This is a genomic window from Paraburkholderia sp. GAS42, from assembly GCF_050436565.1.
Classification (GTDB): Bacteria; Pseudomonadota; Gammaproteobacteria; order Burkholderiales; family Burkholderiaceae; genus Paraburkholderia.
The window spans coordinates 405128-418585 of the sequence record NZ_JBNDML010000002.1; the positions used below are offsets into that span (position 1 = coordinate 405128).

At 60.3% G+C, this 13458-nt stretch carries 13 protein-coding genes and 1 pseudogene; 7 read left to right on the plus strand and 7 right to left on the minus strand.

Going from position 1 to position 13458, the window contains the following annotated elements:
• Window positions 1–37: 37 nt before the first annotated feature.
• Window positions 38–793, minus strand: a complete 756-nt coding sequence (locus tag P3T16_RS04425) for a carboxypeptidase-like regulatory domain-containing protein (RefSeq protein ID WP_429341313.1) — start codon at window positions 791–793, stop codon at window positions 38–40.
• A 428-nt stretch (window positions 794–1221) separates the two neighbouring features.
• Between P3T16_RS04425 and P3T16_RS04430 the strand changes: the two genes are divergently transcribed.
• Both P3T16_RS04430 and P3T16_RS04435 read left to right on the plus strand, forming a co-directional pair.
• Window positions 1222–1812, plus strand: coding sequence for a hypothetical protein (locus P3T16_RS04430; protein WP_429341314.1), 591 nt, complete (start codon window positions 1222–1224; stop codon window positions 1810–1812).
• A 197-nt stretch (window positions 1813–2009) separates the two neighbouring features.
• Window positions 2010–2420 carry a hypothetical protein gene (locus tag P3T16_RS04435; RefSeq protein ID WP_429341315.1) on the plus strand — a complete coding sequence of 137 codons (411 nt, stop codon included), beginning with the start codon at window positions 2010–2012 and terminating at the stop codon, window positions 2418–2420.
• 172 nt (window positions 2421–2592) lie between these two features.
• Here P3T16_RS04435 and P3T16_RS04440 read toward each other — a convergent pair whose 3' ends face one another.
• Together P3T16_RS04440 and P3T16_RS04445 are read right to left on the minus strand one after the other, a co-directional pair.
• The gene (locus tag P3T16_RS04440; RefSeq protein WP_429341316.1) at window positions 2593–3846 is read right to left on the minus strand and encodes a D-amino acid dehydrogenase; all 1254 of its coding nucleotides are present in this window, start codon (window positions 3844–3846) and stop codon (window positions 2593–2595) included.
• A gap of 214 nt (window positions 3847–4060) precedes the next feature.
• Window positions 4061–4471: a rhodanese-like domain-containing protein gene (locus tag P3T16_RS04445; protein ID WP_429254397.1), complete on the minus strand. Its 411-nt coding sequence runs from the start codon at window positions 4469–4471 to the stop codon at window positions 4061–4063.
• Between the two features lie 95 nt (window positions 4472–4566).
• Here P3T16_RS04445 and ftrA point away from each other — a divergent pair, with 95 nt between their 5' ends.
• The gene (gene ftrA, locus P3T16_RS04450; protein ID WP_429341317.1) at window positions 4567–5547 is read left to right on the plus strand and encodes a transcriptional regulator FtrA; all 981 of its coding nucleotides are present in this window, start codon (window positions 4567–4569) and stop codon (window positions 5545–5547) included.
• 70 nt (window positions 5548–5617) lie between these two features.
• Window positions 5618–6112, plus strand: coding sequence for an MgtC/SapB family protein (locus tag P3T16_RS04455; RefSeq protein ID WP_429254399.1), 495 nt, complete (start codon window positions 5618–5620; stop codon window positions 6110–6112).
• A 50-nt stretch (window positions 6113–6162) separates the two neighbouring features.
• Here the strand turns inward: P3T16_RS04455 and P3T16_RS04460 are convergent, their stop codons facing one another.
• Together P3T16_RS04460 and P3T16_RS04465 are read right to left on the minus strand one after the other, a co-directional pair.
• The gene (locus tag P3T16_RS04460; RefSeq protein WP_429341318.1) at window positions 6163–7068 is read right to left on the minus strand and encodes a glutamate/aspartate ABC transporter substrate-binding protein; all 906 of its coding nucleotides are present in this window, start codon (window positions 7066–7068) and stop codon (window positions 6163–6165) included.
• A 386-nt stretch (window positions 7069–7454) separates the two neighbouring features.
• On the minus strand, window positions 7455–7865 hold the full coding sequence (locus P3T16_RS04465) for a hypothetical protein (RefSeq protein ID WP_429341319.1): 411 nt from the start codon (window positions 7863–7865) through the stop codon (window positions 7455–7457).
• Window positions 7866–8127: 262 nt separating this feature from the next.
• Between P3T16_RS04465 and P3T16_RS04470 the strand changes: the two are divergent.
• Window positions 8128–8400, plus strand: a pseudogene (locus P3T16_RS04470) (hypothetical protein); the annotation flags it as partial.
• Here P3T16_RS04470 and P3T16_RS04475 read toward each other — a convergent pair.
• Window positions 8303–8956, minus strand: coding sequence for a UbiX family flavin prenyltransferase (locus P3T16_RS04475; RefSeq protein WP_429254402.1), 654 nt, complete (start codon window positions 8954–8956; stop codon window positions 8303–8305). The pseudogene P3T16_RS04470 and the gene P3T16_RS04475 overlap by 98 nt on opposite strands.
• A 580-nt stretch (window positions 8957–9536) precedes the next feature.
• On the opposite strand from P3T16_RS04475, the gene P3T16_RS04480 reads away from it, so the two are divergent.
• Both P3T16_RS04480 and P3T16_RS04485 read left to right on the plus strand, forming a co-directional pair.
• Window positions 9537–11177 (plus strand): UbiD family decarboxylase, encoded by a 1641-nt coding sequence (locus P3T16_RS04480; RefSeq protein WP_429341320.1) that lies wholly within the window; start codon window positions 9537–9539, stop codon window positions 11175–11177.
• Window positions 11178–11351: 174 nt separating this feature from the next.
• Window positions 11352–12398 (plus strand): porin, encoded by a 1047-nt coding sequence (locus tag P3T16_RS04485; protein ID WP_429341321.1) that lies wholly within the window; start codon window positions 11352–11354, stop codon window positions 12396–12398.
• Between the two features lie 169 nt (window positions 12399–12567).
• On the opposite strand, the gene P3T16_RS04490 is transcribed toward P3T16_RS04485, so the two are convergent.
• Complete coding sequence (locus P3T16_RS04490) at window positions 12568–13401, minus strand: ABC transporter ATP-binding protein (protein WP_429341322.1); 834 nt, start codon at window positions 13399–13401, stop codon at window positions 12568–12570.
• Between the last annotated feature and the right edge of the window lie 57 nt (window positions 13402–13458).

Genomic DNA, 13458 nt, shown 5'->3' on the forward strand with positions numbered 1-13458 from the left:
CGGCACGATGTTCGACGAGCCACGTGAAAGCGCGGACTTACATCATCCCGCCGGAGTTGCTGCTGCCCGCGTTGCCTGTTCCACCGCCTGGTGTCGTTGTCGAAGGCGTGGCGGGAATCGGCTGCGCGGCGCCTGCCGCCGTGACGATTGAAAGCGTTGCGATTTGCGGGCCGCCGTCGCCGATCGCGCCGGCCGCCTGCAGCGCATCGAGATCGTGGTCGATCCCTTGGTGGTTGGGAATAAAGGGCGTGGTCAAAAAGTTCGGCACAGATAGTGTCAACGCGAAATGTTGCTGGAGGCTGGTCACGACGGCGGTCTGCGCGTTCAGCACATCGGTCTGGTTGCCCAGCACCAGCTGAAACCGTGCGTTGCTCGCGAAGCTGGCGAGCAACCCGGCCTCATCTGTGCCGAGCTGGCCGCTGAGATACCCGAGCAGCAGGTCGGTTTCCGGCGTGACGTTGAAGGTGCCGCTGGCGAACGCGACGGAATGGAACGTGCGCCCGTTGGCAGTCGCCGTGACGAGGCAGGGCAGTACGGCCTTGAGTGCGACGTTGAACTGGCCATTGGCGTCTGCGGTCGCGCTTGCCGTTCCCTGCACGCAACTCACGCTGATCGTCGCGCCGGCCAATGCCTTGCCGCTCGCGGCCGTGCCCGATACCGTCATGCTCGATGGCGTCGCGGCTGGACTGGCGCTGCCACCTCCGCCGCCACCGCATGCCGTGAGCGCCAAAAGCATCGCCGCGCACAGTGAAGCGGGCGCGGAGCGAGGGAAACGCGCGTCGTGAATGTTCATGACAGCCTGCCGTCGGTCGATGAGACGAACGCACCCGCGCCGTGCGGTTGCGCCGCCTGCGTGTGATTGACTATTCGACGTAAACGACAGCGACGGTGCGCATATTCCCGACGCGCGCTTTTCTACGCTTTGCAAATTGTTGTCCCCTCGCTCACTTGCGAAGCCAGTACGACTCGCCGAATGCCGGCGCTCCAATGGGACTAAAGTCCCATACCTTGACAACACGATTACAACTAGACTCTTGTCGAGTTCAGTTCGTCCTTGAACTGGCGGAATAAGGCCGGATCGCCGGCTACCAACATCTTGTAGCGGTCGGCGCTAGGAGGCGCCGATCGGCGTGGCCGGGGTCCAGCCACCACGCAACGCAATGCGTTCTGCGCGAGTTCCCCGGCGTCCGATCAAGCTTCAGCGTTTCGACGGAGAACCCCATGACGAATGGAAAATTTCTGGTCGTCGCTACCCTCGTGGCCATGGCGTCAGCGGCGTGGGCGCAGCAGGACACCAGCGTGCAAGTGATGAAAGCGCCGGGCACGGCAACCATCAAGGGAACCAGAAGGGTGACGGCCACGGTGCAGGACATTGATGCCGCGACGAGGACTGTTTTGCTAAAGACGCCAAACGGCAAGGTCGTTGAAGTGGTCGTCGGGGATGAAGCACGCAACTTTGACCAGCTCAAGGTCGGCGACGTCGTCAATGCCGTTTACCGGGAATCACTCACCTTGAGCCTGAAGAAGAAAGGCGGCGACACGCCATCGGTCGAAGAGAATGCTTCGATGGAGCGCGGGCCTGCTGGCGCAAAACCCGGCGGCACCGTGGGCCGGGAAGTGAAAATCGTAGCCGACGTCGTCGCGGTCAACCCAAAAACCAGGACCGTTACGTTGAAAGGCCCCAAGGGCAACACGTTAGACCTGAAAGTGGAGGACCCCGCGCAGTTCGCAAACATCAGGAAGGGTGATCAGGTGGATGCCGTTTACACCGAAGCCCTCGCCATTTCCGTCGAGTCAGCTGTCAAGAAGTAGGTACCTTGCCGGTTTGTTATTCGTCTTCCGCACAGCTAGACTCAACAAGAGGCAACGTGCGGTGGCAACTTGCGACGACGGCCTGGTGGCAAGCAGGCCAGACTGTCGAAAAGGGTCAAGGTGTCGTATTCAGGATTGATTGATCGGCAATCGGCAAACTCCTGACAAAATCCGCGGCCTTGCTCTCAGGAGACAGCGTGAAACACTTCATTGTGAGGCGCACGCCACGCACTATTGCAGGCCTGTCTCTGCTTGCGGCCGTCATCTGGCTGAACCCCGGGCATGCTCAGCCCGTCGAAACAGGGCCGCTGAGCATCAGCGGTTCTCTCGTCGTCCAGGGACCGGTGACGGTGGACGGCCCGCTCACTGTGGCAGGCGATATCTTCGTTCACGGTCCACTTACGGCCGAATGGCTCGAACAACTTCTCCCTAACGACCCCGCAGTGCGCAGGCATTGGGGAGGAAGGACATTTCATGGTCCGCTTACCGTGCACGGCCCACTGATCGTGCATGGCGACCTTGAAGTACGCGGCCCGCTCACGGTGGAGGGGCCTGCCGGTGCCGTTGGAAACATCGATGCCGAAGGCCCGATTGTCGAGCGTCGCTGAGCGCCATGAGCAGGCTGCTCAGCGCAGTCCGTGAACGGCCGCTTCAGGTACACGTGCCCGACAGCATAACGGGTCGAACCCGGCGCGCGGTTGACTGGGAGCACCAGGCAAAGCGCACGATGACGCCCGACAGGTCCTGCTGCCAGGGTTGCACATGCTGTTGCCCGTCCGGCTAGTTCCCGTAGCGACTGACCGCAAAGTCGTCGCTGGTAATCGCCGGCGTTGTGCCCGACATCAAATCCGCCAGCAGTTGTCCCGAACCGCAGGACATGGTCCAACCCAGTGTGCCGTGGCCGGTATTGAGCCATAGACCCTTGATCGCGGTCGGGCCGATAATGGGCGTGCCATCAGGGGTCATCGGCCGCAGGCCAGTCCAGAAGCTGGCTTGTGTCACGTCGCCCGCATGCGGGAACAGGTCGGTGACAACATATTCCAGTGTCTCGCGCCGGGTACCGTGCAGTTCCTTGTCGAAGCCCACCAGATTAGCCATACCCCCCACGCGAATTCGATCTTCAAAGCGGGTGATCGCGACTTTGTAGGTTTCGTCGAGGATGGTCGAGACGGGTGCCTGCGCAGCGTCGGTAATCGGCACAGTGATTGAATAGCCCTTGACGGGATAGACCGGAATGCTGACCAGGCCGCGCAGCAGTGCGGTGGAATAGCTGCCGAGTGCCACAACACAAGCGTCTGCAGTCAATGTTTCGCCGTTCGAATGCACACCCTTTAGCGTGCCGCCTTCGACTACCAGGCCATCGATGCTGCGCTTGAACAGGAACTGCACGTGGCGTGCTTGCGCCATCTCGGCCAGTTTGCTGGTGAACACATGACAGTCACCGGTTTCATCGCCTGGCAAACGCAGGCCTCCGACCAGTTTATTCTTTGAGCCCTCAAGCGCCGGTTCGGCGCGAGCCAGTTCGTCGCGCGACAGCAACTCATAAGACACACCCATTTGCTTCAGAACGGCGATGTCCTTGGCGGTACCGTCCATTTGTTTTTGCGTGCGAAAGACTTGCAGCGTGCCCTGCTGGCGACCTTCATAGGTGATGTGGGTATCGTTGCGCAGCGCCATAAAACAGTCGCGACTATATTCGGCGAGCCGCACCATGCGTGCCTTATTGATCGCATAGCGCTTTTTAGTGCAGTTAGCCAGCATCTGTGTCAGCCATTGCACCTGAAACAAGGTGCCGTCCGGCTGGAGTGACAGTGGCGGATGCTTCTGCAGTAACCATTTGATGGCCTTGGCGGGTACGCCCGGCCCGGCCCACGGCGACGCATAGCCCGGTGAAATCTGGCCGGCGTTGCCGAAGCTTGTTTCGAGCGCTACAGCGGGTTGGCGATCAAGAACCACCACCTCATGACCGGCGCGCGCCAGATACCAGGCGCTCGTGACACCGACCACGCCTGCTCCAAGAATCAAGATTCGCATCAAGGTCTCCTGCAAAAAGACTGTTCATTTCTGATTCTGGTGCAAATGCAAAGTATGAACGATGCGTCGGTGTTGCATAAATCGGCATCCCCTCGTTTTCCCTACACTGAGTCAAGGGGAGGCGATCGGGCCGTGGCGCAGACTCAAAGCATAGTCAGTTGAATAGTATGCGATTTCTGTGTGTGTTCGGGCCGTTTGAAAATCGCGCTGCGCGTCATTCCACCTTGGTCGCAGCGAGCTCGAAGCCTTCGTCGAGCCAGCCTGTGATGCCGCCGATCATCACCTTGACCGGGCGGCCGAGCTGGGCGAGCTTTATCGCGGCGCGTGTTGCGCCGTTGCAGTGAGGGCCCGCACAATAGGTGACGAAGAGCGTATCGCGTGGATACTCAGCGAGCTTCGACGCAACAATCTTTCCGTGCAGCAGATTGACGGCGCCCGGTACATGTCCGCGCGCGAAGAGCGCGGGGCTGCGCACGTCGAGCAGTACGAAATCGATGGAGTGCGGATCGCCGGCTTCAAGTGTCGCATGTACATCGGCACAATCGGTTTCGAACGCGAGCGACGAACTGAAGTGGGTGAGCGCCGCGGCACTATCGGCAGCGGGAACGGCTGAGACGGGCGACATGTGAGATTCCTCATGAGTGTTGATGCGATGCATTGTCCCGTTCTCATGGACAAATGGATAGCGGCGCAATTGACAATATCCGGTAACATCTCGCCATGCATGATCATCTTGTCGTCGCGCTGGTTTACGACCGGCTCTGTACCTTCGAATTCGGCTGCACGACCGAACTGTTCGCGCTCGACCGTCCGGAACTCGGCGTCGACTGGTATCGCTTCGCGGTATGCGCGGCCGAGGGCGGGCCGATCCGTGCGGCCGGCGGCATCACGGTCGCCGCGCCGTATTCGCTGCGTATGCTGGACCGCGCAGACACGATCGTCATTCCCGGCTGGCGCGATGCCGACGAAATTCCGCCTGAACCGCTGTTGAAGAAAATCCGCGCTGCGTATCGGCGCGGCGCGCGGCTGTGTTCGATCTGCTCCGGCGTGTTCGTGCTTGCGGCAGCAGGCGTACTCGATGGCAAGACCGTTACGACGCACTGGCGCTACGCCGAACGTCTCCAGCGCCGCTATCCGCAGGTATCGGTCAAGCCTGACGCGCTGTATGTCGACGAAGGGCAGATCATCACGTCAGCGGGTTCGGCGGCGGGTCTCGACATGCTGCTGCATCTGGTGCGGCGGGATCACGGCAGCGCGGTGGCGAATCGCGTGGCGCAACGGCTTGTTGTGCCGCCGCATCGCGAAGGCGGTCAGGCGCAATTCGTGCCGCGTCCGATGCCGCAGGATGAAAGCGGGCGCCTCACGAAACTGATGGACTGGGTGCGAGCAAACCCGGCGCGGCTGCACACGCTAGACTCGCTGGCGCAACGCGCCGCGATGAGCACGCGCACCTTGCAGCGGCAGTTTCACGATGCAACCGGAATGGCGCCGTATGAATGGCTGGTGCGCGAACGCGTGGCGATTGCGCGCGATCTGCTTGAGCAGCAGGCGCAGTTGCCGATCGCGCGCGTTGCGGAGCTGGCGGGCTTCGGCTCCGAAGAATCGATGCGACGGCATTTCCGCCGCATCGCGCTCACGAGCCCGGCCTCATACCGCCGCAAGTTTTCCGGTCAGGAAACCTCTGTGAGCGCGCATGTTTAACCGGCCCGAATCGGCGCACACTGCGTATTACGACACCGAACACATCGACTGCACAACCTGAGAGCGCGACATGCTGCCTGCTTCCACATTGCAAGAAGTGATCCTGCGAATGACGTTCGCGATGGTGATCGGCGTCATCGTCGGCATCGATCGCAACCTGCGCGGCAAGCCGACCGGCATGAAGACGCTCGGGCTCGTGGCCCTCGGCTCGTGTCTTGCGACGATGGCCGGCATGGGCTTCATCGTCAACGGCATTGCCGCCGATGCGAACGTATCGCGCGTGATTCAGGGCATCGTCACCGGCATCGGATTTCTTGGCGCCGGCGTGATCGTGCAGAATCCGTCGCAGGACAAGATACGCGGGCTCACCACGGCCGCCTCGATCTGGGTTACCGCGGCACTTGGCATCGTGTGTGGGACAGGCGCGTGGTCGGTTGCGGTCGCGGCGCTGGTGCTCGTTTTTGCGTTGCTGACGATCGGCCGCTTCATCGAAAAGCCCCTGCATCGTTTCTGGTTGAGGAGGCCCCAAAAAGAGCGTGAAGAAATCGCGGCCACTGACGATTGATGCGCGGCGTCTCGCGCCGCGCATCGATTCAAACGCGCCATTCCAGCGCGTTATTCAAACGCCTTGTCGTTAGGGTTCGCGTAGAGCTTCTGCAGCGAATCGCTCATCGGAAAATCGAAGCTGATGTTCTTGGGCGGCACGGGTTTCATGAACCATTTGTCGTACATCGTCGTGATTTCAGGGCCTTTCATGACATCCGCCAGCGTGTCGTCGATCAGCTTCCTGAACTCGGGATCGTCCTTGCGCAGCATGAAGCCATACGCTTCTGACGATTGCGGCGTGCCGGTAATCACCCAGTCGGCAGGCTTTGCCGTCAACGCGCGCGTACCCGCAAGCAGCACGTCATCCATCATGTAAGCCACCGCGCGGCCGCTTTCAATCGTAAGGCGGCCTTCGCCATAGTCTTTGGCGCTGATGATCTGCATGTTCATCTTCTTCTCTTCATTCATCTTGCGCAGGATGCGTTCCGACGTCGTGCCCTGATTCGTCACGACGGTTTTGCCGGCGAGGTCAGGGAAATCCTTGATGCCGGCGTCCTTGCGCGTCAGCAGGCGCGTTGTCGCGACAAAGAACGTGTCCGAGAACGACACCTGATTCTGGCGTGACGTCAGGTTCGTCGTGACGCCACATTCCAGATCGACGGTGCCGTTCTGCACGAGCGGTATGCGGTTCTGCGACGTAACGGGGATGAAGCGGACCTTCAGATCCGCCCGCTTTGTCTTTGCCTTGACCGCTGCGATGATGCGGTCGCATAGATCCTGCGAAAAGCCGACCACCTGATTGTTCGTATCGACATAGGAAAACGGCACCGAGGTTTCGCGATGCCCGACTGCGATCACGCCGCTGGTCTGGATTTTCGCGAGCGTAGACGTCGCGTCCTGCGCAAACACGCCCTGCGCGGCGGCAAGACTGGCAACGAGACAGGCAGCGAGAGCGGGCAGTGTCGAGGTTTTCATGGCGTTTTCGGATCGATGTCAGGTTTGGGTGGACGCGAACGGAGCCCCGGGCACCGTTTTGCATTTGTCTACATATGTTGCCATGAAAAAATATTATGCAACATATGTTAACTACCGATGTAGTGCGACCGGCGCGTGCCGGATCGGTGGAACGCCCAGCCCGGATGGGAAGGCGGGGAGTTGAACCGGTGCAGGAAACGGCGGCGCTGTCTTCGCAGGCAACTGACCGAACCAGTCGTTGTTGCCGGGAAAATGCGGGGGAAATGCGGGGGAAAAAGCAGAACACAGCGGCCGGGCGAGGCGGTGAAACGGGCGAAGTGCATCGCTGCGTCGACAAACGGTTCCGGCATTCGTCGGGCGATTCAAGGCTCAGGCTCAGTTTTGAGCTACTTCGTTTGACGGGGTTCGTCTGTTTCTGGCGGCGCGCCGGGCAGCGGCGCATTTAATCCTGATGCGCCGCTCGACGTCGTTCTGCGTTCATTCATGAGAATGCCGTTTTCGTCGAACTCGAACACGACAGTCGACGATCGGGTATCGGCTCCACCGAACAGCGGACCAATGAGGGGAATAAAACTTTCGGGGTGAGGCCTGGATGTGATGAATGAATAGATCAGCACGGTGGATCCATCTCTCAGCGTGGTCTGTACCGTTGGAGACCCGAGCACAGCGACAACGTCTTCAAGGGTGCTGAACCCCCGCTTGAAGTTCGACAATTGCTCCGGTTTGACGTCGATGCCTGCCGATACACAGGCAGCCATCGCGCTGCAAAGCACAATAACCGCATGCATACGCTTCATGTCGGCACCACTGCTATCCCTTGGGCCGCGACCGAAGAATCAATGAACGCATCTTCCGCGCTTGCGTATCCGGTGCGTCGGCGCACGAGCGGCCCGGCCGGACACTTACAGAAGGTCCTATCGCGTCGGCTTGGCTCGTCGGTGCATTTGCCTTTTCCCTTGATCGATGCGATATGGGCGGCATCTCTCGTTCGGGAGACTTCAGAAACGAAGGCGCCAAAACGGGCGGCGCGCCGCGCCTTGATACGCCTTTCTCATAGGATACATCTCCGCTGCGACAAGCGCGCCGCCACGCGCTAGCCAGCCGAAAGCGAGCCGACGCCGACGATTCCTGTCGAGTCAAACGGCGGCTTTTCGGGGCGTGCGCGGGTTTCGTGACCACAAACGCACGCGGGCGTTTCTCTCAAGCCTGGGTCCAGTCCGGCGGCACTTTGCGCTCAAGCGGCATCTGCTGCGCGCTTCGCGCTATCGCAAACATCTCTCGGCCCAATTTGCTGGACTTCCCGCGTGCCGCGAGCGCCCGTCCAGCGCGTGACCGTGTGAGCATCGATGTCGAACAGGTCCAGAACCCGTCCAAGCGTGTGATCGATCATTGATTCGAGACTGTCGGGCCGTGCGTAAAACGCGGGTACGGGCGGGTAGATGATCGCGCCTGTCTCCGTGGCTGCCGTCATGTTGCGCAGGTGCCCGAGATGCAGCGGCGTCTCGCGCACCATCAACACGACCCGCTTGCGTTCCTTGAGCATCACGTCAGCGGCCCGCGACAACAAGGAACCTGTGTTACCCGTTGCGATCTCCGCTAGCGTTTTCATCGAGCAGGGTGCGACGATCATGCCATCGACGCGGAAGGACCCGCTCGAAATGGCAGCGCCGATATCGGTATTTGGATAATGCACGTCGGCCAACGCCTGAACGTCCAGAAGTCGCTGGTCAGTCTCGTACGCAAGGGTGACCTGCGCCGACCGGCTCATCACCAGATGCGTCTCCACCTTCAATTCGCGCAGCAGTTCGAGCAACCTGACGCCATACACCACACCTGAGGCGCCACTGATGCCGACCACGATTCGTGTGGGTCGATTTTTTTCTGTCATGTCTATCTGCCGGAAGCGGACGGAAAAGCTGGCTTTCCCATTCGTGTTGCGAAGGAGGTGGGTGAAGGTTGCATCACACGCGCGTGGCGACACAAACGAAATCTGTTCATGTCTTGCATGAAGCCATTTCATCGAGATCCTGTGCATCGCATGGCTCGTCCTGACACGCATTACAGATGAAATTCATTCATGAGCCGTATGAAAAATCACCGTTTGCGGGGCCGGTAGTTCTCCTTCAGTCTCCGATCAGAGCCTCGTATGCAAAGCCGTGCGGGGCCCTCGAACGTACAGGAGGAGACAGCGCCAGTTCAATGCGAACTCTCGCGGCGGCGCATCGGCGACAGAGTGGGCGAGGCGCGTGGAAACGCTGCGCAATGCTCATCGGTCAGACGCCGGAGTAGCGGACGCGGTCGCAGCAGGATCCACCGCGCATGCGAGCGACGGCGTACGCGTCTGGCCCTTTGACTCACACCGGCGGTGTCTGTCCGTCCCCCTGTACGCGCCGCTGATATGTACGCATGCCGACTGCGAGGCTGACCGGCCCGTGAGGCAATCCCTTTGATTCTCAAACCGGATAACCATGAAGAACTACCCTTCCTTCCAGACGCATCTACAGGCCTTAGAAGAAAAAGGCCTGGTCGTTCACGTTCATCGCGAGATCAACAAAGACACCGAATTGCATCCACTGGTGCGCTGGCAACTGCGTGGCGGGATCCCGGAATCGGACCGCAAGGCATTCGTCTTTCACAACGTCGTGGACAGCAAGGGTCGCAGGTACGAGTTGCCCGTCGTCGTAGGCGCGCTTTCGATCAATCGCGAAGTCTATTCGATCGGCATGGGGGTTCCGGTCGAGGATATCGGAAAGAAGTGGCAGTTTGCCAAGGGCAACCCTATTGAGCCGACCGTGGTGCAAGAAGCTGCGTGTCAGGAGGTCTGCTACATCGGCGACGATCTGGATGTGGACGGTCAAGGTCTCGAACATCTGCCGATTCCCATCTCGACGCCGGGCTTCGACAACGCGCCGTACACAACCTGCTCGCAGTACATTTCCGTGGACCCGGAAAACGGTGTCCAGAACATGGGCACCTACCGGGGCCAGATCAAGGGGAAGCGCCGCGTGGGCTGCAATCCGTCGATCGAAATGGGGCAGGGCATCTATCAGCACTGGCTGAAGTACAAGGCGATGGGCAAGCCGATGCCGGCGGCGCTCGTGATCGGCGGCCACCCGGCCGTGTCTTTCTGCTCGGTGCAAAAGCTCCCGATCGACGTGGACGAACTCGGCGTGGCGGGCGCGATCCTGGGTGAACCGCTGCGCGTGGTCAAGTGCAAGACCAACGACCTGCTGGTGCCGGCCGACGCGGAAATCGTCATCGAAGGTTTTGTTCCGACCGATTCGCTGGAGCCCGAAGGTCCGTTTGGCGAGTCGCACGGGCACGTGAATCTGCAGGAATTCAATCCGTACATGAATGTCACGGCGATCACGCGCCGCAAGAACGCTCATCTGGTTTCGATCATAAGCCAGGTGACGCCAAGTGAAAGCTCACTCGTCAAGAAGGTCGCATTCGAGCCGCTGTTCCTCGATCACCTCAGGAATTCGCTGCGCATCTCTAGCGTGGAGAAAGTGGTGATGCATGAGCCGCTCACGAATCTGCGCAAGCTCGTGATTGTCGTCTTTAGCGACAAGGCGACCGAAACCGAAATCTGGCGCGCGTTGCTGGGTGCAGCTTCGCTTCAGCCGGCGGTCGGCAAGCTGGTGGTGGCGGTGAGCAACGACATCAACCCGGAGAACAGCGACGCGGTCTTCTGGTCAATGAGCTATCGGATGAATGCGATCAAGGACGTGCAGATCATGCACGGACGCGACACGGGGCATGGGCCGCGCACGTCGGGCGCACAGCGCGGCGACGACGCGGTGGATGGCGTGATCCTGATGAATGCGACGCGCAAGGAAAAACTGCCGCCGCTGTCGCTGCCGACGAAGCCGTACATGGAGAACGCGAAAGCCATCTGGGAAGAACTGGGTCTCCCGGCGTTACGCCCGGAATGGCCCTGGTATGGCGTCTCGATGGGGGACTGGGACGAGCGCAATGAAGCCATGGCTCAGCGCGCGGTAAAGAGCGAGTACTTCGACACGGGCGAAGAGCAGACGCACCAGCGCGTTGGCCCGGAATGGATCAACAAGGACTCGGGCTGGTACTTCGAGAAAAACGAAGCGGAGTAGCGATAGTAGGCCCGGCGCGGCCGGCCTGGCATCGAGTCAGACCGGCAGGCGCTTTCGCCTGCGGGGCAGTCGCGCGCCGGCGATGCCGATATCAGATCGCTTCAATAAAACTAGATCAATGGAGGAGATATGCACGGGAAGAGAGGAGTTGTCGCAACAGATCGCACCGGTTGCATGACGCGATCACTGGCCGCCCTGGCGCTTCTTGGGCTCGCCACAGGCGCGGCGCATGCCCAGAGCAGCGTTACGTTATACGGATCGCTCGACGGAGGTCTGCGCAATCTGGTGAACGGGACCAAAGGCGGCGGCGCGGCGCTCACGATGGCGTCAAATGGCACATACAACTCGAATAGATGGGGTTTCGAGGGCAAGGAGGACCTCGGTGGCGGCTACTACGCCCGCTTCAATCTTGAAGCCGGCTACGTGCTGTCGACGGGCGCCAACAACAACACCAGCAATCAGATCTTCCAGCGCACGTCGACAGTCGGCCTTGGCGGTCCGTTTGGTCAGGTCGACATCGGCCATCAGTTCACGCTGCAGCACTTTCTGGTCAAGGATTTCGAGCCGTTCGATTTTCACTACCTCGGCATCACAGAATCGACGGCGATCTCCGGCGGTGTAACTGGACGCGACGACAACGCCATCAACTACCGGGGCATCTTCGGTCCCTGGGTGATTCGCGGCACCTATGCTCTTGGCGGCGTGCCCGGCAGCGCTGCGCATGGCTCGACGTTCGCGGGCGGCTTCAACTACCGCGCGGCGCTGGTCAAGCTGGGAGCTGGCTACACGCACAAGTCGAATCCGTTGTCGGCGACCTCTTCCGCGTATTTCGGAGACGACCAGTACACAGCAGGCGGCACGCTCAGCCTGGGACCCGTCGACGCGATGGTCGGCTATTCGCTCAACATCCAGGACACCCCGGCGTCCGCGAAAAGCCAGACCCGAAATCAGTACCTGTGGGGCGGGCTGCGCTATCAGGCCACGCCCTTTTTCAATGTGACGGCCGCCTACTATGACAACAAGAACAAAACGGCCGCAGTGGATGGGAGAAAGGACGTGGCGATACTGGGGATTGTCTATCTGCTGTCAAAGCGCACCGAACTCTATGCGGACATCGACTATACGAAGTTTACGGGCGGCTATGTGACCAATTCGACGCTCAACCCGTCGGGTCATTCGAAGCAAACTGGCGTTTCGTTTGGTATGAACCACTGGTTCTAAAGCTGCAGCGAACGAACGCTGAAATCCGGTTGGGGTCTCCAGACGCCAACCGGATTTTTTTTGCTTGATGCGCCGGAACGTAAGCGCCTTGAATCATGTTTCAAAGAGGCGGCCGGGCGGCCGCCTTGGTGAAGACTACTTCGCAAACCGCACGATGCAACAAGAAGCCTCAGTGGTCGTCGAGTGAGCCCTGAGCGTTGAAGTGCGCGCGTATCGTTTTCGTGTAGTGCAGGAACGCCGGCGTCGCCATCACTTCGAGTGGACGTGGTCGCGGAAGGTCAATGTCGTAGATGGCGGCAATCGAGCCAGGCCGCTCCGACATGACCAGAACCCTGTCCGACAGAAACACCGCCTCGGAGATGCTGTGCGTGATGAGAAGAACGGTTTTCTTCGATTCCATCCAGATCCGCTGCAACTCCATGTTCATACTTTCGCGAGTCATCGCATCGAGCGCACCGAAGGGCTCATCCATCAGCAGCACAGTCGGCTCGTGCAGCAAGGCGCGGCAAATCGAAACGCGCTGCTGCATGCCTCCTGAGAGTTGCCACGGGTACTTTTCCTCGAATCCCTTGAGGCCTGCCATCTCGATCAGACGCATTGCCCGTTCGCGGGCTTCGCGCATCGGCATCCTGCGCATTTCGGCTTGAAGCAGGATGTTCTGCAGCACGTTGCGCCATGCAAGCAGCACGGCGTTCTGGAACACGATGCCCACGTTCTTTTGCGGTCCCCGTATCGGATTTCCGGAGAGCGTCATCGACCCGGATGAGATCGACTCGAGACCGGCCACCATCTTGAGCAGCGTGCTCTTGCCGCAGCCCGACGGCCCGACGACCGACACGAACTCCTGGTCGCGAATGTCGAAGTCGAGTGGCCGCAGCGCTTCCATCGTGCCTTGACGACTTGCATAACGCTTGGTCACGTCGCGCAACTGGATCAGCGCTCGCGCGGTTGCGGGCGTGGTCGACCGGTGGGGATTGTCGCTAAGCTTGAGTACGGAAGTCATATCGAGGCTGGTTTCGGGAAGTGGGCGGGTGAAGGACGGGGCAAGCGCGCGTCTGCG

What these genes read in the sequence shown, in the direction of transcription:
- P3T16_RS04425 (WP_429341313.1), bottom strand. Translation starts at nt 793, where the DNA reads ATGAACATTCACGACGCGCGTTTCCCTCGCTCCGCGCCCGCTTCACTG.
- P3T16_RS04430 (WP_429341314.1), top strand. Translation starts at nt 1,222, where the DNA reads ATGACGAATGGAAAATTTCTGGTCGTCGCTACCCTCGTGGCCATGGCG.
- P3T16_RS04440 (WP_429341316.1), bottom strand. Translation starts at nt 3,846, where the DNA reads ATGCGAATCTTGATTCTTGGAGCAGGCGTGGTCGGTGTCACGAGCGCC.
- P3T16_RS04445 (WP_429254397.1), bottom strand. Translation starts at nt 4,471, where the DNA reads ATGTCGCCCGTCTCAGCCGTTCCCGCTGCCGATAGTGCCGCGGCGCTC.
- ftrA (WP_429341317.1), top strand. Translation starts at nt 4,567, where the DNA reads ATGCATGATCATCTTGTCGTCGCGCTGGTTTACGACCGGCTCTGTACC.
- P3T16_RS04455 (WP_429254399.1), top strand. Translation starts at nt 5,618, where the DNA reads ATGCTGCCTGCTTCCACATTGCAAGAAGTGATCCTGCGAATGACGTTC.
- P3T16_RS04460 (WP_429341318.1), bottom strand. Translation starts at nt 7,068, where the DNA reads ATGAAAACCTCGACACTGCCCGCTCTCGCTGCCTGTCTCGTTGCCAGT.
- P3T16_RS04465 (WP_429341319.1), bottom strand. Translation starts at nt 7,865, where the DNA reads ATGAAGCGTATGCATGCGGTTATTGTGCTTTGCAGCGCGATGGCTGCC.
- P3T16_RS04475 (WP_429254402.1), bottom strand. Translation starts at nt 8,956, where the DNA reads ATGACAGAAAAAAATCGACCCACACGAATCGTGGTCGGCATCAGTGGC.
- P3T16_RS04480 (WP_429341320.1), top strand. Translation starts at nt 9,537, where the DNA reads ATGAAGAACTACCCTTCCTTCCAGACGCATCTACAGGCCTTAGAAGAA.
- P3T16_RS04485 (WP_429341321.1), top strand. Translation starts at nt 11,352, where the DNA reads ATGACGCGATCACTGGCCGCCCTGGCGCTTCTTGGGCTCGCCACAGGC.
- P3T16_RS04490 (WP_429341322.1), bottom strand. Translation starts at nt 13,401, where the DNA reads ATGACTTCCGTACTCAAGCTTAGCGACAATCCCCACCGGTCGACCACG.